Source organism: Leucobacter chromiireducens (genome assembly GCF_051993095.1).
Classification (GTDB): domain Bacteria; phylum Actinomycetota; class Actinomycetes; order Actinomycetales; family Microbacteriaceae; genus Leucobacter; species Leucobacter chromiireducens.
Window position 1 is genome coordinate 2695357 of the sequence record NZ_CP197024.1, and the last position, 19864, is coordinate 2715220.

General features: G+C 65.4%; 13 protein-coding genes and 1 tRNA gene. 5 read left to right on the plus strand and 9 right to left on the minus strand.

All coding sequences use genetic code 11. From position 1 onward, the window contains the following. Positions 1–440 precede the first annotated feature (440 nt). From groL to ACR81A_RS12260, 3 genes are all read right to left on the minus strand, one after another. Positions 441–2063, minus strand: a complete 1623-nt coding sequence (gene groL / locus ACR81A_RS12250) for a chaperonin GroEL (protein ID WP_025133554.1) — start codon at positions 2061–2063, stop codon at positions 441–443. 185 nt (positions 2064–2248) lie between these two features. Next, positions 2249–3031 carry a LytR C-terminal domain-containing protein gene (locus ACR81A_RS12255; protein ID WP_202380855.1) on the minus strand — a complete coding sequence of 261 codons (783 nt, stop codon included), beginning with the start codon at positions 3029–3031 and terminating at the stop codon, positions 2249–2251. A gap of 150 nt (positions 3032–3181) precedes the next feature. Further along, positions 3182–4306 carry a heme/hemin ABC transporter substrate-binding protein gene (locus tag ACR81A_RS12260; RefSeq protein WP_440311960.1) on the minus strand — a complete coding sequence of 375 codons (1125 nt, stop codon included), beginning with the start codon at positions 4304–4306 and terminating at the stop codon, positions 3182–3184. Positions 4307–4505: 199 nt separating this feature from the next. Between ACR81A_RS12260 and ACR81A_RS12265 the strand changes: the two genes are divergently transcribed. Both ACR81A_RS12265 and ACR81A_RS12270 read left to right on the plus strand, forming a co-directional pair. After that, positions 4506–5573 (plus strand): FecCD family ABC transporter permease, encoded by a 1068-nt coding sequence (locus ACR81A_RS12265; protein ID WP_202380853.1) that lies wholly within the window; start codon positions 4506–4508, stop codon positions 5571–5573. Then, a complete protein-coding gene (locus ACR81A_RS12270) occupies positions 5570–6385 on the plus strand; it encodes a heme ABC transporter ATP-binding protein (protein ID WP_202380852.1) in 816 nt (271 codons plus the stop codon). Before ACR81A_RS12265 ends, ACR81A_RS12270 begins: the two co-directional genes overlap by 4 nt. 94 nt (positions 6386–6479) lie before the next feature. Here ACR81A_RS12270 and ACR81A_RS12275 read toward each other — a convergent pair whose 3' ends face one another. Then, the gene (locus tag ACR81A_RS12275) at positions 6480–7391 is read right to left on the minus strand and encodes an HtaA domain-containing protein (protein ID WP_440311961.1); all 912 of its coding nucleotides are present in this window, start codon (positions 7389–7391) and stop codon (positions 6480–6482) included. Positions 7392–7455: 64 nt separating this feature from the next. Then, positions 7456–13032: an HtaA domain-containing protein gene (locus ACR81A_RS12280; protein WP_440311962.1), complete on the minus strand. Its 5577-nt coding sequence runs from the start codon at positions 13030–13032 to the stop codon at positions 7456–7458. Between the two features lie 341 nt (positions 13033–13373). On the opposite strand from ACR81A_RS12280, the gene msrB reads away from it, so the two are divergent. Next, positions 13374–13817 carry a peptide-methionine (R)-S-oxide reductase MsrB gene (gene msrB, locus ACR81A_RS12285; protein WP_202380850.1) on the plus strand — a complete coding sequence of 148 codons (444 nt, stop codon included), beginning with the start codon at positions 13374–13376 and terminating at the stop codon, positions 13815–13817. Then, complete coding sequence (locus ACR81A_RS12290; protein ID WP_440311963.1) at positions 13814–14374, plus strand: nitroreductase family protein; 561 nt, start codon at positions 13814–13816, stop codon at positions 14372–14374. Before msrB ends, ACR81A_RS12290 begins: the two co-directional genes overlap by 4 nt. Here ACR81A_RS12290 and ACR81A_RS12295 read toward each other — a convergent pair. From ACR81A_RS12295 to secA, 4 genes are all read right to left on the minus strand, one after another. Further along, positions 14361–15317 carry a DMT family transporter gene (locus tag ACR81A_RS12295; protein WP_440311964.1) on the minus strand — a complete coding sequence of 319 codons (957 nt, stop codon included), beginning with the start codon at positions 15315–15317 and terminating at the stop codon, positions 14361–14363. The two genes, ACR81A_RS12290 and ACR81A_RS12295, sit on opposite strands and share 14 nt — an antisense overlap. A 60-nt stretch (positions 15318–15377) precedes the next feature. Beyond that, positions 15378–15453: transfer RNA gene (locus ACR81A_RS12300), tRNA-Thr, on the minus strand. Between the two features lie 37 nt (positions 15454–15490). After that, a complete protein-coding gene (locus ACR81A_RS12305; RefSeq protein ID WP_202380848.1) occupies positions 15491–16444 on the minus strand; it encodes a DsbA family protein in 954 nt (317 codons plus the stop codon). A gap of 60 nt (positions 16445–16504) precedes the next feature. Then, a complete protein-coding gene (secA, locus tag ACR81A_RS12310; protein ID WP_440311965.1) occupies positions 16505–19234 on the minus strand; it encodes a preprotein translocase subunit SecA in 2730 nt (909 codons plus the stop codon). Positions 19235–19391: 157 nt separating this feature from the next. Between secA and ACR81A_RS12315 the strand changes: the two genes are divergently transcribed. Next, the gene (locus tag ACR81A_RS12315) at positions 19392–19850 is read left to right on the plus strand and encodes a Fur family transcriptional regulator (protein ID WP_202380846.1); all 459 of its coding nucleotides are present in this window, start codon (positions 19392–19394) and stop codon (positions 19848–19850) included. Positions 19851–19864 lie beyond the last annotated feature (14 nt).

Genomic DNA, 19864 nt, shown 5'->3' on the forward strand with positions numbered 1-19864 from the left:
CTCACCAACTGACCCGCGTGCACGTGCGCCCGGAGCGTATGGACGGAGTGTCCGAGGTCGTGGAGCACGGAGGCTCGCAGAATACCGCCTGCTCGGCGGAGTGTCTCGTGCAATCTCATACCGACGAGTGTGCGCTGCGCCTGCCTCAGGAACGCGGTGAGATCGGGACCGGTGGAGAAATCCACGCCAAACAGGTCTGTGGACGGCCGCTCATCGCCCCCTCTCCCATCATGATTCCCCCTCCCCGCCCCATCTGCAGGAGAATTCCGAAACAACGGGGTCAACGCGGAGGCTTGCTCCGAGATTTGGGATTTCTCCTGAGGGCTGTGAGACACGGGAGAGGCAGGACGCGGAGGCTGGGCGGGTGCGCCGCGCTTCCCACGCCCAAAACGCAGCAGGGGCCGCACCCGAAGGTGCGGCCCCTGCCAGGAAAGCTGGACTTAGAAGTCCATGCCACCGGTCGGGTCACCGGCCGGCGCGGCGCCAGCCGGCTCGGGCTTGTCGGCGACAACGGCCTCGGTGGTGAGGAAGAGACCAGCGATCGATGCAGCGTTCTGCAGCGCCGAGCGGGTCACCTTTGCCGGGTCAAGGATGCCCTGAGCGGCGAGGTCGCCGTACTCGCCGGTCGCGGCGTTCAGGCCGTGGCCGAGGGGCAGGTTCGCAACGCGGTCGACCACAACGCCGGGCTCAAGGCCAGCGTTGAGGGCGATCTGACGCAGCGGCGCCTCAATGGCGGCCTGGACGATCTTCGCGCCCACAGCCTCGCTCTCGCTGAGCTCGAGCGTCTCGAAGACGTCCTTGCCAGCCTGGATCAGCGCGACGCCACCACCGGGGAGGACACCCTCCTCGACGGCTGCCTTCGCGTTGCGGACTGCGTCCTCGATGCGGTGCTTGCGCTCCTTGAGCTCAACCTCGGTCGCAGCGCCAGCCTTGATGACGGCAACGCCACCGGCGAGCTTCGCGAGGCGCTCCTGCAGCTTCTCGCGGTCGTAGTCGCTGTCGGTCGCCTCGATCTCGCGGCGGATCTGGGTCACGCGGCCCTGGATCGCCTCTTCCTCGCCGCCACCCTGGACGATGGTGGTCTCGTCCTTGGTGATGATGACCTTGCGTGCGGTGCCGAGCATGTCGAGCGTCGCGTTCTCGAGCTTGAGGCCGACCTCCTCGGAGATGACCTGGCCACCCGTGAGGATTGCGATGTCCTGCAGCATGGCCTTGCGGCGGTCGCCGAAGCCGGGGGCCTTGACGGCAGCCGACTTGAAGATGCCACGGATCTTGTTGAGCACGAGGGTAGCGAGCGCCTCACCCTCGACGTCCTCAGCAATGATGAGGAGCTGCTTGCCCGACTGGATCACGGGATCAACAACGGGGAGCAGGTCCTTGATGTTCGAGACCTTGCCGTTGACGATGAGGACGTAGGGATCCTCGAAGACTGCCTCCTGGCGGTCTGCATCGGTGACGAAGTAGGCCGACAGGTAGCCCTTGTCGAAGCGCATGCCCTCGGTCAGCTCGAGCTCGGTGCCGAAGGTGTTCGACTCCTCAACGGTGACGACGCCCTCCTTGCCGACCTTGTCGATCGCCTCAGCGATGAGCTTGCCGATCTGCTCGTCAGCCGCCGAGATGGACGCGGTTGCCGCGATCTCGTCGGTGGTCTCGATCTCCTTGGCGTTCTCAAGAAGCTTCGCGGTCATCGCGGCAACAGCCTTCTCGATGCCCTTCTTGATGGCGATGGGGTCGCTGCCGGCAGCAACGTTGCGGAGGCCCTCGCGAACCAGCGCCTGTGCGAGAACGGTTGCGGTGGTGGTGCCGTCACCCGCGACGTCGTCGGTCTTCTTTGCGACCTCCTTGACCAGCTCAGCGCCGATCTTCTCGTAGGGGTCGTCGAGCTCGATCTCCTTGGCGATGGAGACGCCGTCGTTCGTGATGGTGGGCGCGCCCCACTTCTTCTCCAGGACGACGTTGCGGCCGCGCGGGCCAAGCGTCACCTTCACGGCATCAGCGAGAGTGTTCAGGCCTCGCTCAAGCCCACGACGTGCTTCCTCATCAAACGCAATGATCTTTGCCATGTAATTCGCCCCTCCCGGACGTTCTCGTAGTGGTGAGCAGCACAGCGACGGTGAGCATCGATGCGCGGAGCTTTAGCACTCAGTCGATTCGACTGCTAAATCAATCTTGGCACTCACACGGGGGGAGTGCAAGCGCTGCCGCTCGCGCACAGCGAACAGGGAGGGAGGCCGCCTGACACCCGCACTTACGGCGCGATGGTCGCAGGATCCTGCGGCAGACCGGTGTCCGGGTTGATCGGGAATCCGCTCGCGGGATCGATCTCCCACCCGGTCACAGGGTCAATCTCGGGCGTGGTCTCGGGATCGGAGTTCTCCCCGTCGACACCGCTCGGCTCGCCCTCAGCGTCGGTGTTCTTGGCGTCCTGTTCGGTCATCGCCTTCGCCTCGTCGAGCCCGGGGCCCGCGTAGTCGGCTCCGATGAGCACAATGAGGTCCGCGTTGTACGACGCATAGTCCTCGGTCGTGTAGGTCGACAGCCCGCCGAGCTTGGCGGCAAGACCCGCGGCTGCCGAGGCCTGCGCCGGATCCGAGTAGAACACGGCGGAGATCTTCACATCGGACGCGCTCGCGCTTCCGGAGAAGATGATCTTGCCCCACTTGCTCTCGGTGATGATGCCATCGAGGGCGGCGGCGAGGTTCTGCGTCTCGGTACCGTTCAGCACGGCCACGGTCGCATCCGGATTCAGCACGGCATCGGGCGTCTGCGTCACGGATCCGCCGCCACTCGGGCGGCCAGTGAGCGGCAGCTTTCCGGTGTTGCCGATGCTGTGCACCGCGATAACCCCGGCGGTGGTCAGCAGCGCGAACCCGAGCAGGCCGGCGATCAGGTACTGCCAGGTGTAGCGCGGGCGGGCTGTCACCCGGTGGGCGCCCACGCGACCGCTGGGTTGGATCCGATCGAAGCGATCCTGAGGGTAGTCCTGGCGGGCCCCACGGTGCTCTCGCGCACCTTCGGTCCGTTTCGCCACGTGCGTCCCCTCACAGCTCTTGGTCACGGCAGTCTGCCTCACACGCCCGTCGCGTGATCAGCCCTAGAGTACATTGCGTCAGCTGCCAGAACGGTGAAATCGATCGGGATCCCGAAGCGCGTTACCGCCGCTCAAGCGCGGCTTCGGGCGCTACTGGAGCGAGTCCGGCGCGTAGAGCGCCCGCGCGAGCCCGTCGATTACATCGGGAATGCGGGTGCCTCCCGCGAAAAGCAGTGTGTCGTCGACGTCGATGATGCGGCGGTTCTTCCCCGCGGTCGTGAGCGCGATGCTGGGCTGCGCTTCAAGCAGTCCGTCGACCCCGCCTGCGCTTTTCAGTCCCGCGGTCATGACGAGAATCACATCGGGATCAATAGCGATGAGCGCCTCGTCCGTCATGGGCTTCTCGCCCTTCCACCCGATCTCTTTCGCCACGTCCACCGCGCCGACCGAGCGGATCATGCTGTCGACCCCACTCCCCTCACCAAAGAGGTAGTAGATGCCAGACGTACCGCGCACGTAGAGGAACGCCACGCGCGGCAGCTTTTCTGGGTCCTCGGGCAGCAGCTTCGCAACCTCTGCTTCCTTCGCCGCGATCGCAGCCTTGAGCGTGTCGATGAGCGGCGGCGCAGCGGCGCTCACGCCCAGCGCATCGGCGACCTGCTGTGCGGTCACGTAGGTGGTGGCCGCATCAACCGCGCGGTCAACGGTGACCACAGGAATGCCGGCGTCACGCATCTGCAGCACCACATCCGTCGGGCCGATGCTGCCGTCGGTGATGATGAGGGTGGGGCTCAGCGAGAGCACGCCCTCCGCGTCAATCGAGTGCCCATCCTTCGTGACGATCGGGATGTCTTCGGCGCCCGGGAAGTTCGTCGAGACGTCGCGGCCGACAAGATGCTCGGACAGCCCGTAGGAGTGCACAAGCTCGCCCAGCGAACCGCTCAGCGAGAGCGCGAGCACGCGTGACGTGTCGGTGACCGTGACCTCGGCATCGCCGGAACGGTCGTGTGAGGTCACCGTGACCGGCAGCTCGGGCTTCGGCGGGTTCTCGAGGGGCGAGATCGACGGTCCGCCAATCTCGGCCGTCGTGGGGCCCTCCACCGCGCTCGGGTCAGCGACCGGAGTGAGCTCGGAGAGCGGGGGCAGTTCCACACTGTCGGCCGCGTGCAGATCCGAGCCGCCGCCGGTCTGGCACGCGGTCAACCCGATCCCAAGCAGAGCGACAGCAGCCAGAGTGAGGACTCGTCGGGCACGAGCGCCACGATTCGTGTGCATGGGTTCCCCTCGAAATCACGATTCAATGCGCGGTCCGCGTATCAGCCGAGTCTGAACAGTCCGAGCATTACCGCCGGTTAGCTTATCCCAAGAAAGGTATGATGAAGATGTGAGGTTGCCGCGGTTTCGCGGTGCCCGGGAGCGCGTGCGTCCCCGCAACCTCCTCCCCGAACTCAGACGAAAGCTGCCCCACGCACGCATGACTCCTCTCAGCAGAACACCTGCCTCGCGGCACGCCGCGAAGTCGACGATCCTGTTCACCGCGCTCGCGGTCGCGCTGATCGTATCCCTGCTCGTGTCGGCTGGCACCGGGCAACTCGAGGTCCCGCCGCAGGAGGTGCTCGGCTCCCTGCTCCATCGGATCGGGATCGACTGGCTCCCCCTCCCCGCCCACCCCGCGGGCGATCAGACACTCTGGGCCATCCGCTTCCCCCGCGTCTCTATGGCAGCCCTCGTGGGCGCCGGCCTCGCCGTCTCCGGTCTCCTCATGCAGGCGATCTTCGGCAACCCACTCGCCGAGCCGGGCGTAATCGGCATCTCCTCGGGTGCGGCGGTCGGCGCGGGCATCGCAATCGTGTTCGGTCTCACCCTCTTCGGCGAGTGGACGACCGCGATTCTCGCCTTCATCTTTGGTCTCGGCGCCACCCTCATCGTCTACGCGATGAGCCGCGCGGACGGGAAGACCGAGGTCGTCACGCTCGTGCTCACCGGCATCGCGGTGAACGCCGTGGGCGGCGCGGGCATCGCACTGCTCACCTTCCTGGGCGACACGCAGTCGCGTGAGCAGATCGTCTTCTGGCAGCTCGGCAGCCTGGCCGGCAGCCGCTGGTCGCAGGTGCTTGTCATCGCCCCGATCATCGCGATCGGTCTGCTCGCCGCCTACTTCGCGGCGCACAAGCTCGACTTGCTCGCACTCGGCGAGCGCAATGCGCGGCACCTCGGCGTCAACGTTGAGGCGCTCCGCATCACCATGATCTTCGTCGTGGCGCTGCTCGTTGGCGCGTCCGTCGCGTTCGCCGGCATCATCTCGTTCGTGGGCCTCGTGATCCCGCACCTCATGCGCATGGTGCTTGGGCCCGCGCACCTGCCGCTCGTCACCGCGAGCGCGCTCGGCGGCGCGCTCTTGCTGACGCTCGCGGATCTCGCGGCGCGCACCCTGATCCCGATGGCGGACATGCCGATTGGTATGCTCACCGCGCTCGTTGGCGGACCGTTCTTCTTCTGGCTGCTGCGACGTACGCGCAAGCGGAGCGGAGGTTGGGGATGAGCGCCCGGCACATCGCGCTACCCACCCACGCAGTGGCCGGCGAGGTCGTCTGCGCGGCCGAGTCGGTCGTGCTGACCCGTGGCGGCCGCAACCTCCTCGACGGGGTTTCGCTCGACGTTCGCGCGGGCGAGGTGCTTGCCCTGCTCGGGCCGAACGGCGCGGGCAAATCGACCTTGTTGAGCCTCCTCTCCGGCGATGTCGCACCCGATCAGGGTGCCGTGCTGTTCGGCGGTCGCAAGATCTCCGACTGGTCGCTCATCGATCTCTCGCGCCGTCGTTCCGTGCTGCTGCAGGACAACCAGCTCCTCTTCCCGTTCACGGTGCACCAGGTCGTCGAGATGGGGCGCGCGCCGTGGCGTCGCACCCCGTTCGAGGACGAAGACAACGAGGCCATCGCCGAGGCGATCTCCGCGGCAGATATCGCGCACCTCGGTAACCGACGTGTGCCCTCGCTCTCGGGCGGTGAGCGCGCACGCACCGCGTTTGCGCGGGTGATGGCCGGCCGTACCGGAGTCCTCATGCTCGATGAGCCCACGGCCGCGCTCGATCTGGGCCACCAGGAGGCGGTGCTCACCCTCGCGCGCGAGCGTGCTCGCGCCGGAGACGCCGTGCTCGTGGTGCTCCATGACCTCAATCTTGCGGCCGCTTACTCCGATCGCATCGCGCTCCTGCGCGACGGCCAGATCGCCGCGTGCGACGCCCCGGATCAGGTACTCACCGCCGAGATCGTCAGCGAGGTGTATCGCACCCCGGTCGAGGTGATTCCCCACCCGATCACCGGGCAGGGCATCGTCATGCCGAAACGGGCGTAGCGCACCAAGCCGCTCCCCCGGAAATGACAGTGGCCCCGGATCCCAATCAGGATCCGGGGCCACTGCCGTCTTGCTGCGGAGATACCGCGCGTCGCTAGCTCTGGGGCTCGTCCTCGCTCGCAGCCCTCGTGGTCTTCGGCTTCTTGCGGCCCGCGAGCAGCATGCCGCCCGTCACGCCGATCACGAGCAGTGCGACACCGCCGACAACAATCGGCACCCACGGCACCTGCGGCGCAGCTTCGGGGGCGAGCTGCTCGGGTGCGGGGGTGCCCGGCTGGGCCGTCGCCTCGGGGCTCGGAGTCTCGGGCGCGGTCGCCACGCTCTCGCCGAGCTCGCAGCCGCTCACGGTCGCAGCGAGCGTAATCGGATCGAGGTCCTCTCCCGCAACGTAGCTGCCGTAGTCGCCATTGAAAGCGGCGGCCCCCTCAGAGGTGAGGCGGGGCACGGCCCCATCGATGTTCAACGCGCTGCCGCCCGCGGTGACCGCGCCGGTCAAGTCGATCTTCGCCGCGCGCAGCTGCTCACCCACGGCTTCGCCGCCCGCATCGGCGGTGTCGGTCGAGCCAATGGTCAGCAGGAGGTACGCGGTGTCATCCCCCACGAACTCGATGGCAGGATCCGCGAGGTCGAGCTTCATCGCACCGCCGTGGCCGGTGAAGTGCACCGCACCGGTGAACGAGAGCGTGCCCGCTTCGAGCTCGCTGCCCACCGCCCCCGTGACCTTGTCCCAGATGAAGCTCGGCGTCTCGTAGCGCATGTCCTCAGAGACCGTCCACTCGCCGTTGGCGATCGAGCCGCTCACGTACGAACGGAAACGTTCCTTCACACCCCACGTGAGCGTCGCCGTGTCCACCGTGCAGGCGGCCTCTGTGGGGGCGGTCGCCTGCAGGGGGGCGGCGATCGCCGCGGCGGGGGCGGCGAGCATGCCCAGGCCGATCAGCACGGCACCGATCGCTGCGGTGGTGCGGTGGCCGAAACGGCTGCCGTTCCGCGGGGAGGTATTCACGTGAAGCTCCTTGCACTGACGAGGGGGCACCCAGTCGGGCACCCCCTCATGATACGGATTGTGGCTAGGCGTCGTTCTCAGCGCCGGCGGTCGCCTTGCGGCGCTGAGCGACAACGAGGCCGCCCATCGCGCCGGCAACCACGAGGAGCGCGAGTGCACCGGTCCACCAGATCCACACCGGTGTTCCTTCGCTCGGCACAACGCCCGCGGCAACAGGCGTCGCGGCCTCCGCCTCGATCGTGATCTCGTCAGCGGACTCCTGCTTCGCGGGGGCCTTCGCCTTCTTCTCTGCCTTCACGACCGTGAACACCGCACCGGCGTCCTTGCTGCCCTGGAGCGTGATCGTGTGCTCGCCGACCGGCAGGTCCTTCGGCAGCGAGCCAATCCAGCGGACCACTCCGTTCGCGTCGGCACCGGCCGCGTCATCGAGCACCGTCGGCTCCGAGTACAGCACCACGAGCACATCGCGCTCGCCGGGCTCGAAGCCAGCTGCCTCGAACTCGATCTCGCCACCAGGAACCAGCTTCTTCGCATCGGTGAGGATCCGAATGCCGGTGGTTACCGGCGGCGCATCTGCCGCGGTGCGCTTCGTGCTCTTCGCGTCGACCGTGGTCGATCCAAAGCTCGCACCCGAGACCGCACCCACAGTGAAGGAGATCGGGTCGGCGCCAAATGCACCGCCACCACCGCCACCGCCACCGGCGATTCCGCCGGACAGCGGCACGCCGCTCCAGGTGACCTCACCGTTCTGACCCACGGACTTGCTGCCGGCAGCCAGGTTCAGGCCGAAGCTACGCCCGCCCGCGGTCAGGGTTCCGCTCGACGGTCCTGTCACCGTAATGACCGGGTTCGCGAACGACTCCGACATGAGGCCCTTGTGTCCAGTGAACGTGACGACGCCCGAGTACTGCACGGTGCCCGTCTGGGTCGTGGCGTTCCAGGAGCTCGAGGACTGCGGGAACACGTAGCCCCCGGCTCCCCCGCCCACACCGCTCGTGGAGATGCTGCCCTTGGCAATGCGGCCCGTCGTGTAGGCCGCGAAGCCCGACGACACGCCCCACGTCAGCGACCCGGCCTGCTGGCCGCCCGCGCCCGGCGCCACCGGCGCAACGGGCACGTTCGGCTTGGGCTTCGGCTTCACCACGGGCGATACCGGCGGCTTCACCGGCTTCACGTTGGCGGCGGCCCCGATGGTGAAGCTCGCCGAATCCATGACTGCCGTGGTGTCCAAGTAGCTGTCGAAGTACTCGGCCGCACCGGCGGTAGTGAGTTGCACGGGCACGCCGGTGAAGCGTACTGCGTTGCCGCCGGGCGCAGACTTCTTGCCCTTCGAGAGGTCAAGTGTCGCGATCGTCAACAGCTTGCCCTTGTGCACAGCTCGGAGCTCAGCCTTCGACGCAGACAGCACGTGCAGCTCAGGGTTCGCGAGGTTCAGGTTCAGCACGCCGTCATGGCCTGTGAAGTTCACGTTGCCCGCAAACTTGACGGATCCGGTCTGCTTCTTGGCGTCCCAGGTGCCACCCGCAATCTGGGGGAACTTGTACACGGACGAGCCCGATGCCGGGTTCGACACAGTGATCTTGCCCTTGGCGATCGAGCCCGTGACGTAGTCGCGGAACTCCTTGCGCACGCCCCACTCGAAGCTGCCGTCCATGGTCTCCACCTTGGGCGGGAACACGGCATCCCAGTTCGCCTTCGTCACATCGACCGGCAAAGTAAGGACGTTTGCTGAGCCTCCAGCAGACTTCCCGTCCCAAACCAGCACCTCGTACGTTCGCGTGCGGTCGAGGGAGCTCCCCGTGGCAACCACCTTGGCATCGAAGGCCCCGTTCTTGGGGATGTCCGTCACCCGGACCGTGCCGATCGGCTTCGGCTTCTCCGAGGTTCCCGCAACAATCACCGCTACGTTGACTCCCGAAGAGAAACGTGCAGGATCGAACCCACGGAGCTTCGCCGTGACTTCGAGCTTGCCGGCGCCCGCACCAGTCACCCCAGCAGTACCCCCTGCGGTGAAGTCGACCCCGAACACCTCGTTCCACTGCGCCTCGGTGATGTCCACCGTGTCGCGCCCCACCATCCGGTCAGGCGTCGGCATAGCGTGAGCACGCCAGACGATGACCTCGTACGACTTAGTTCGGTCGAGCTTCGTCGCGCCTGCGTCAAGGACAACGGTTGTCTTGCCGTCACGAATGGCATCGCGCTTCACGAACGCGTATCCCGCCCCCATGTTCTCAGGCGTGATCAGTCCTTCAGTGCCTCGCTCAATGAGCGACGCGTAAACCCCAGCATCCAGCGAATCCAACGCGATGCCAGAAATGGTGGCAGTTACCGAAATCCCGTCCGCACCCGCGTGCGAGACCCCGGCTTGGACCTTCGCTCCCCCCGTGGGGAATACCTGGTTCCACTGCGCGAGCGAGACATCGAGCGCCGCGACCCCGTACGTCGTCTCCGCAGACGGCATCGAATGCCCCGTCCACGCAACAACCTCGTAGTTCTTCGAACGATCAAGCTTCGCAGCAGGCACCTCAAGCGTGCTCGTCGCAGCACCACCCGTGAACGACGCAGGACGCACCCACTCCATCGCGAGACCCATATTCGACTCGGAAACCTCAGACAGCTTCCCAGCCTCGATCACCGCAACATACGCACCAGTCTTCGACTCAATGTTCGCAAGCTCAGTCGTCACCGTCAGCCCCGTCTCCGACGCAGCCGACACCTTCGGCTTCACCGACGCAGCAGCCTTCGGGAACACCTTGTCCCACTCAGCAGCCGACACCTTCAGCTCCGACACCCCGTACGTCGTCTCCGCGGACGGCATCGAATGCCCCGTCCACGCAACAACCTCGTAGCTCTTCGAACGATCAAGCTTCGCAGCAGGCACCTCAAGCGTGCTCGTCGCAGCACCACCCGTGAACGACGCAGGACGCACCCACTCCATCGCGAGACCCATATTCGACTCGGAAACCTCAGACAGCTTCCCAGCCTCGATCACCGCAACATACGCACCAGTCTTCGACTCAATGTTCGCAAGCTCAGTCGTCACCGTCAGACCCGTCTCCGACGCAGCCGACACCTTCGGCTTCACCGACGCAGCAGCCTTCGGGAACACCTTGTCCCACTCAGCAGCCGACACATCAAACGGCAACACCTTCACAATGTTCGCAGCAGTCGGATTCGACCGCCGCGGCCACACCACAACCTCGTACTCCTTCGAGCGATCCAACTGCGCAACCGGCACCGTCACACTCGACTCGAACTCACCCGACGCAGGAATCACATTCACCGACTGCGTACCACCCAGGAACGACGACTGCGTCGCACCATCAGCAGTCCCACGAAGCACCACACCAACATGCACACCAGCAGGCTGCGAAGCCGGATCAACCCCAGCCACCTTCGCCTGCACCGTCAAACCAGTCTCAGACGCAGCAGACACCACCGCAGAACCAGTTACCTGCTTCGGGAACACCTTGTCCCACTCAGCAGCCGACACCTTCAGCTCCGACACCCCGTACGTCGTCTCCGCGGACGGCATCGAATGCCCCGTCCACGCAACAACCTCGTAGCTCTTCGAACGATCAAGCTTCGCAGCAGGCACCTCAAGCGTGCTCGTCGCAGCACCACCCGTGAACGACGCAGGACGCACCCACTCCATCGCGAGACCCATATTCGACTCGGAAACCTCAGACAGCTTCCCAGCCTCGATCACCGCAACATACGCACCAGTCTTCGACTCAATGTTCGCAAGCTCAGTCGTCACCGTCAGACCCGTCTCCGACGCAGCCGACACCTTCGGCTTCACCGACGCAGCAGCCTTCGGGAACACCTTGTCCCACTCAGCAGCCGACACATCAAACGGCAACACCTTCACAATGTTCGCAGCAGTCGGATTCGACCGCCGCGGCCACACCACAACCTCGTACTCCTTCGAGCGATCCAACTGCGCAACCGGCACCGTCACACTCGACTCGAACTCACCCGACGCAGGAATCACATTCACCGACTGCGTACCACCCAGGAACGACGACTGCGTCGCACCATCAGCAGTCCCACGAAGCACCACACCAACATGCACACCAGCAGGCTGCGAAGCCGGATCAACCCCAGCCACCTTCGCCTGCACCGTCAAACCAGTCTCAGACGCAGCAGACACCACCGCAGAACCAGTTACCTGCTTCGGGAACACCTTGTCCCACTCAGCAGCCGACACATCAAACGGCAACACCTTCACAATGTTCGCAGCAGTCGGATTCGACCGCCGCGGCCACACCACAACCTCGTACTCCTTCGAGCGATCCAACTGCGCAACCGGCACCGTCACACTCGACTCGAACTCACCCGACGCAGGAATCACATTCACCGACTGCGTACCACCCAGGAACGACGACTGCGTCGCACCATCAGCAGTCCCACGAAGCACCACACCAACATGCACACCAGCAGGCTGCGAAGCCGGATCAACCCCAGCCACCTTCGCCTGCACCGTCAAACCAGTCTCAGACGCAGCAGACACCACCGCAGAACCAGTTACCTGCTTCGGGAACACCTTGTCCCACTCAGCAGCCGACACATCAAACGGCAACACCTTCACAATGTTCGCAGCAGTCGGATTCGACCGCCGCGGCCACACCACAACCTCGTACTCCTTCGAGCGATCCAACTGCGCAACCGGCACCGTCACACTCGACTCGAACTCACCCGACACAGGAATCACATTCACCGACTGCGTACCACCCAGGAACGACGACTGCGTCGCACCATCAGCAGTCCCACGAAGCACCACACCAACATGCACACCAGCAGGCTGCGAAGCCGGATCAACCCCAGCCACCTTCGCCTGCACCGTCAAACCAGTCTCAGACGCAGCAGACACCACCGCAGAACCAGTAGCTCCTTCCGGCTGCTGCACCTCCACGACCTCAAGCGTCATCGCTGCCGAGCTGGACGCGACGAACGCGGCAGAATCGGTCGGCGAGAATGCAGCAGTGATGTTGTGCACACCAACAGACAGCGTTGAAGTAGTGAGCGTTGCGATTCCATCGGCCACTGCGGAGACCCCAAGCTGCGTGGCACCCTCAGAGAAAGCAACGTCACCCGCGGCTGCAGGCGAGACCTGGGCGGTCAGCGTTACTGACGTACCCTCCTCAACGGTGGGTGCCGAGAAGCTCAGCGTTGTTGTGGTCTGAACAGCCGGCACCACGGGCGGGAACACAGCATCCCACTGCTCCGCAGCTATCTCTACAGGAACGCGAGCGACAATGGCGTCGTCGTCAGGGTTGCCGTGAGCCCACCAGAGAATCGCATCGTAGCTCTGATTGCGGTCGAGCGACGCTGCGGGGATGGTGTACTTGAACGTTCCTGCGCCCCCGCGAATGGCGGCCGTGGGGAGGAAAGCGCCGGTGCCGAGCACAGCAGAGGTCCCAGCCGGCACGAGACCCGCGTACACCCCTTGCTTGTCCGCCGGGACCGCGATACCGGTCGCAGCCACGGAAAGCTCGATCCCGTCCACCGCAGCACGAGAAATGGTCGGTGCTGCCACAACCTGAGTCGCCGCGGCCTCGCTCGCCACCGGGTCAGTCGGCTCAGCGCTCGCAGCGCTCGTTCCGAGGAATGCGGCTCCCGCGACAAGCGCGGTAACCAAAGTCGCTGAGAGGACCCCACGGGCCCTTCGACGTGCAAACATGCGTTGCGTGCTCCTTGTTGTGACACCAAGACCGGGCCCGAGAATGTGGCGATACGCTCACATCGGATCGAACTGAGGTACGCCTTACCTCAAGTCCACCACTTAGTCTGACGAATATCATCCGATGATGCAAGTCGGCTTCGAATCCCGAGGTCTCACATCACCCGATCGGATGAGATCTTCAGCAATGAGGCATCCCAAAGACGCCGGGATTCGCGTGCTGCTCACCCGGGCACTGAGCTGAACACGCGCGCGGGTGCTCGGCGTACACTGTTGCCGACCCTGATTGGAGACCCGTCATGAGCAGCAAGCCCATCGATTCGGCCGAGTACCCTTTCCAGCTTTCCGAGAGCGAGTGGCGTGAGAAGCTCGGCGGCGACGAGTACACGATCCTTCGGCAGGCCGGCACCGAGCGTGCGGGCACCGGCGAACTCCTCGACGAAGAACGTGACGGCCTCTACCGCTGCCGCGGCTGCGGCAACGAGCTCTTTGTTGCGGGCACGAAGTTTGACTCGGGGTGCGGCTGGCCGAGCTTTTACGAGAGCGTGCGCCCGGAGGCGGTTGAGCTGCTCGAGGATCACAGCCTCGGCATGACGCGCACGGAAGTCCGCTGTGCGGAGTGCGGGTCACACCTCGGCCACGTCTTCCCCGATGGCTTCGGCACCCCAACCGGCGATCGCTACTGCATGAACTCGCTTGCGCTCACCTTCGAACCTGGCGCACGCCCCGAGCGCGACGCGTGAGCGCATCGATGCCCGCACGCGCGGCATTCGACGCGCGCCGATCCTTCTCGAAGGTCACTGCCGAGGCGCCCAGCAGCGACGAGCTTCGCGAGCTCGTCGCCCCATTGGCGAGCGTCGCTGATCACTCCGGCTTACGCCCCTGGCGGCTGATCGAGCTGCGGGGCGACGCCCGCCTCCGGCTCGGTGACGCCATGGGCGACGCAGCGGGAGGAAAGCACGAGAAGTACCGCGCCAAGGCGACGCGCGCGCCGCTCGTGCTCGCCATCGTCGTTGCCCCGCAGCCGAGCAAGAAAGTTCCGCTGTGGGAGCAGGAAGCCGTGGCGAGCGGTGTGGCTCACGGGCTCGGGCTCCTCCTCCACGAAGCCGGCTGGGGCTCCATCTGGCGCACCGGCGAGCTCACTCGCACCGATGCTGTGCATGCTGCCCACCAGTTGGGTGCCGACGAGCACCTCCTCGGCTGGCTGTACATCGGGGGGATCCCCGATCGCGGGCGACCAGAAAAGAGCCCCAAGCCCAGGAAGCCCCTCGACTTCACGCGCCACCTCAGCGCACTGTAGTTGGCCCTCCGCGCCACGGCAGCGCGGCAACAACCACGGCAAGGAGCGCAACCGCCGTGCCCGCGATCATGCCCTGTGTGAGGCCACCCGTCAGCGGCGCGCCCAGCTCAAATGCGACCGCAGCGATGAGCTGCCCTGCGACATTCGACATGCTGAGGAGCAGCACACCCGCGGTGCGCACGAGCATGGCGGCGACCGCGATGAAGATCGTGCCGACGAATCCACCGATGTAGTAGTACGGCTCGCTCGGCCAGTTCGTGGGCCAACCCGCGATCCCAATCGAGACCAGCGCCGCGGCACCAAGCAGCGCCGTCCCCACGACGAAATTGATGAATGTCGAGGTGACTGCGCTCTGGGATGCCGCGCGCACCAGTCCGTTCACCATGGACTGCGCGGAAATCCCCGCACCGACGAACACGGGAACGAGAATCAGCCACACTGGCCCGTGGTCAGCGCTCCCGCCCAGTCCCGCCGAAAGCGCGACCGCAATCACGGCGAGCACCGTTCCGGCGATTCGCGTGGGCGTGGGATCGATGCGTCCGCCTGGGCCAAGGCCGACACGGTCCATGAAGAGGCCTCCCAGCACCTGACCGGCGACGATGCCGACCGTGAAGAGCGTGAGCCCCATGAGCGGCGCGACAAGACCCTGGCTCAGCACGAACAGCGCGCCGCCTGCGCCGCCGAGAAGCGCCCAGGCCGGAATCCGCGACGCTCGGAGTTCTCCACGGAGCCGGGTGAATCCAACTCTGCCGCGACGCGAGAGCAGCAGCACCGCGCACATGATGAGCAGACCGATACCGAATGAGACGGCCGCGGTGACGTAGCCGTTGCCGAGCTGCTGACTCAGGCCGCCATTGATGCGCGACTGGAGCGCGACGAGCACGCCGGCGAGGCCGGAACCGAGCAGGGCTGCCCAAACAGGGAAAGAGCGGGTGCGAGTCACTCGCACCACCCTACTCGGGTGTGGGCGGTGTCGGACGCCGAATGGCATCGCCGCGAAACATGGAGCCGCCTATCGGACTCGAACCGATCACCTGCGCTTTACAAGGGCGCTGCTCTACCAGATGAGCTAAGGCGGCACTGTGGGGCGGATCCGAAGAACCGCCCCAGAGCATACTACTCGGACTTCTTGGCGTCCGCGTCCTGCTTCTGCTCGAACTCGCCCTTGACCTTCAGAAGGTAGGACTCGAGATCGCCGTCGCGAGCCTGGTTCCACTGCTGGCCGTTCACAATGACGGTCGGGGTGGAAACGAGTCGCTGCGGGCCGTCAGCCGGCTGCGGGGTCACGCCGTCGGAGCTGAGCATCTGCGCGCCCTTCGCAAGGCCGAGGATGCCGGTCTCGCTCGCGGACTTGTAGTTGCTCGAAATGAAGTTGCCGAAGCGGACATCCTTCACGCACTGGCGCAGCTCGGTGGTGAGCTCTGCGCCGGCAGCCTCAGCCTGCTCAAGCAGCTGATCGTCGGTCAGGCCGGTGGTCTGCTCCTTCGGCTGCACCTCCGGGCTCAGCAGACGGGTGTGCAGGCTGAACGCGACCTCGGGCTGCTCCTCAACCACGCAGCTGAACAGGTTCGCTGCGCGGGTCGAGTACTTCGAGCCATTCGACATGCTGTCGAGGAAGTTCAGCGGGTAGATGCCGAGCTCGATGTCGCCAGCGCCCACGTAGTTCTCGAGCATGGTGCCGTACTGCTGCTCGAACGCACCACAGGCCGGGCACATGTAGTCGGCGTAGACCGTCACGTCGAGCGGCAGCTCATCACGGTTCACCTCACGTGCTTCGCGATCCGCACCCGATTCGAGCGCGGGGGTCTTCAGCACCTCAAGATCCTTAGTGAAGACCGCGGCGCCCGAGGCCATGTTCTTCGGACCGGGGCCCGCCGGCTTCATGGTCTGCGTGAGCACGAGCGCGACAATGCCGAGGATGGCGAGCACGCCGAGGACGATGCCGCCCTGCAGGAAGAGGCGATTCCGCTTCTCCCGCTTCTTTTCCTGCTCACGCGCAACGCGGGCCTGCTCACGGGCCTGAGCGCGGCGCTCGTTCTTCGTAGGACGGTGGTTAGTCTCGCTAGACATCAGTGTTTCTCCCAGTCGGTCCGCTGCTGCGGATCACGGATTGGTATGGCGCTTCCGGCCCTACTTCTTCTTATTCGAGCGACGCTCAGCGCGGTTGCCCGCGGCCCCGTCAGCGGGCACCTGCTGGCCGAAGGCGCCACGCTTGGTCGCGCCGCCCTGTGCCCCAGGCTCAGGCGCACCGCTCACCGCGGGAGCGCCGTCCTCGTCAGGCGCGCTGTACGACAGCTTGGACTGATCCGGCGTGGTCTGCTCCTCGAGCCCGCCACCCTCAAGGTGCACGTGGCCCTGTGCGTCGACCTCTTCGCGAACCTTGACCTCAAGGTTGTAGAGCAGCCCCATGGACTCCTCCTTGATCTGCCCCATCATGCCCTCGAACATGGTGTAGCCCTCGCGCTGGTACTCGACGAGCGGATCGCGCTGCGCCATCGCGCGCAGGCCGATGCCCTCCTTGAGGTACTCCATCTCGTAGAGGTGATCGCGCCAGCGGCGGTCAATCGTGGCGAGCACCACGCGGCGCTCGAGCTCGCGCATGGCCTCGCTACCGAGTGCCTGCTCGCGGTTCTCGTACGCAACGACCGCATCGGAGAGAATCTCGCGGCGGAGGAAGTCCTTGTCGACACGGCCCCCACCGGTCTCGGCGAGGAGCTCGTCGACCGTCAGCCCCACGGGGTAGACCTGGCGCAGGTCACTCCACAGTGCGTCAAAGTCCCACTCACCATCGGTACCGTGCGAGTCGATGATCGCGTCGATCGTCTGCTCGCGGAAGGCTTCGATCCGAGACTGGATTTCTTCGCCGTCAAGGATCTGCTGGCGATCGCCATAGATGGCCTTGCGCTGGCGGTCCAGAACGTCGTCGTACTTCAGCACGTTCTTGCGGATCTCGGCGTTGCGCTGCTCGACCTGGCTCTGGGCGCTCTGGATGGCGCGAGAGACTACCTTCGACTCGATCGCGAGATCGTCGGGGAAGCTATCGCGGTTCATCAGCGCGGCAGCAGCCCCCGAATTGAAGAGGCGCATCAGATCGTCGGCGAGCGACAGGTAGAAGCGGCTCTCGCCGGGGTCGCCCTGACGGCCCGAACGACCGCGCAGCTGGTTGTCGATACGACGCGACTCGTGGCGCTCGGTTCCCAGGACGTAGAGTCCTCCAACCTCGTGCACCTTCGCGGCTTCCTCGGAGACGGCCTCCTTCACCGCAGCGAAGACATCGTCCCACGCAGCCTCGTAGGCATCCGGATCTTCCTCGGTCGACAGTCCGCGTGCGGTCATCTCCTGCACGGCGAGGAACTCGGCGTTGCCACCGAGCATGATGTCAGTACCACGGCCAGCCATGTTGGTCGCGACCGTGACCGCACCGAGGCGGCCGGCCTGCGCGATGATCGCGGCCTCGCGCGCGTGGTTCTTTGCGTTGAGCACCTCGTGGCGCACACCCGCCTTCGCGAGGAGACGCGAAAGGTACTCGCTCTTCTCAACGCTCGTCGTGCCGACGAGGACGGGCTGGCCCTTCTCGTAGCGCTCGGCGATGTCGATGACCACCTGAGCGAACTTCGCCTGCTCGTTCTTGTAGACGAGGTCGGGCTGATCCTTGCGCTGCATCGGCTTGTTGGTGGGGATCGGCACCACACCGAGCTGGTAGGTCGACATAAACTCGCCGGCCTCGGTCTCGGCCGTACCGGTCATGCCGGAGAGCTTCTTGTAGAGGCGGAAGTAGTTCTGCAGGGTGACGGTGGCGAGCATCTGGTTCTCAGCCTTGACCTGCACGCCTTCCTTCGCCTCGATGGCCTGGTGCATACCCTCGTTGTAGCGACGCCCGGCAAGGATACGGCCGGTGTGCTCGTCAACGATGAGCACTTCGCCGTTCAGCACGACGTAATCCTTATCGCGCGTGAAGAGCGCGTTCGCCTTGATCGAGTTGTTGAGGAACGAGATCAACGGCGTGTTCACCGACTCGTAGAGGTTCGTGATGCCGAGGTGATCCTCGACCTTCTCGATACCGGGCTCGAGGACACCAATGGTGCGCTTCTTCTCGTCGACCTCGTAGTCGACGCCAGCCTTGAGCTTGCGCGCGATGCGGGCGAACTCTGCGAACCAGCGGTTCGCTTCGCCGGAAGCGGGGCCGGAGATGATGAGCGGAGTACGGGCCTCATCGATCAGGATCGAGTCGACCTCATCGATGATGGCGAAGAAGTGCTCGCGCTGCACGCGCTCCTCAGCCGACGAGGCCATGTTGTCGCGCAGGTAGTCGAAGCCGAACTCGTTGTTCGTGCCGTACGTAATGTCAGCGTTGTACTGCTCGCGGCGCACCGTCGGATCCTGGCCAGCAACGATGCAGCCGGTCGTCATACCGAGCGCACGGAAGACGCGTCCCATGAGCTCCGACTGGTAGCTCGCGAGGTAGTCGTTCACCGTCACAACGTGCACGCCCTTGCCGGCGAGCGCATTGAGGTACGCAGGCATGGTCGCAACAAGGGTCTTGCCCTCACCGGTCTTCATCTCGGAGATGTTGCCGAGGTGGAGATTTGCGCCACCCATGACCTGCACCTCGAAGGGGCGCAGACCGATCGTGCGCTTCGCCGCTTCGCGAACCGCCGCAAACGCCTCGGGGAGCAGATCGTCGAGCGTCTCGCCCTTCTCCAGGCGGCCGCGGAATTCCTCGGTCTCGCCTCGCAGCTCCTCGTCGCTGAGCTCTGCGAAGGACTCCTCAAGGTCGGCGACCAGTTTCGCCTGCCGCTCGAGCTTCTTCAGAGTGCGACCCTCGCCGACGCGAAGGAGCTTTTCGAGAACTGTCGCCACGTTGTCTCTCCTGTTAGTTTGCACGGCTTGCCGACCCGCCATGCGGAGCCACCGTCGTTGCCAAATTGTGACAACGCCTCAGCTTAGCAACGCAAGGAGTTCCAGCGCTGGGAATGCCGTCTTTTGAACGACTCAAAATAAGTAGTAGACTGGGATCATGACCGCAGCAGCCCCGCACCACCCGGTGCACCCCTCCGTCGCCGAGCGACTGAGCGCTGCTGGGCTCCGTTCGACCGCCCCTCGTCGCGCTGTCCTCGACATGCTCGCCACTGGCGGCCACATGGACGCCAGTGCGGTCTACGAGCAGCTGCGGGAAACACTGCCCGGCACCTCACTGCAGGCGGTATACGGCGTACTCAGCGCGCTCACTGACGCGGATCTGGTGCGCAAGATCACCCCCGACGGCGGCCCGGCCCGCTACGAAGCTCGCGTGGGAGATAACCACCACCACCTCATTTGCCGCGACTGCGGCGTCATCGAGGATGTGCCGTGCGTCGTCGGCTCCGCGCCGTGCCTCGAGCCAGCCGATCATCTCGGTTTCACCATCGACGTCGCCGAGGTCGTGTTCCGCGGGCGCTGCGCCGCATGCTCAGCCGCGCAGTCTGACGCTGCCTAACCCCCGGCGCACGG

Excerpts from the sequence above, each read along its gene's own strand:
- groL (WP_025133554.1), bottom strand. The coding sequence starts at position 2,063 with ATGGCAAAGATCATTGCGTTTGATGAGGAAGCACGTCGTGGGCTTGAG.
- ACR81A_RS12260 (WP_440311960.1), bottom strand. The coding sequence starts at position 4,306 with ATGCACACGAATCGTGGCGCTCGTGCCCGACGAGTCCTCACTCTGGCT.
- ACR81A_RS12265 (WP_202380853.1), top strand. The coding sequence starts at position 4,506 with ATGACTCCTCTCAGCAGAACACCTGCCTCGCGGCACGCCGCGAAGTCG.
- ACR81A_RS12270 (WP_202380852.1), top strand. The coding sequence starts at position 5,570 with ATGAGCGCCCGGCACATCGCGCTACCCACCCACGCAGTGGCCGGCGAG.
- msrB (WP_202380850.1), top strand. The coding sequence starts at position 13,374 with ATGAGCAGCAAGCCCATCGATTCGGCCGAGTACCCTTTCCAGCTTTCC.
- ACR81A_RS12305 (WP_202380848.1), bottom strand. The coding sequence starts at position 16,444 with ATGTCTAGCGAGACTAACCACCGTCCTACGAAGAACGAGCGCCGCGCT.
- ACR81A_RS12315 (WP_202380846.1), top strand. The coding sequence starts at position 19,392 with ATGACCGCAGCAGCCCCGCACCACCCGGTGCACCCCTCCGTCGCCGAG.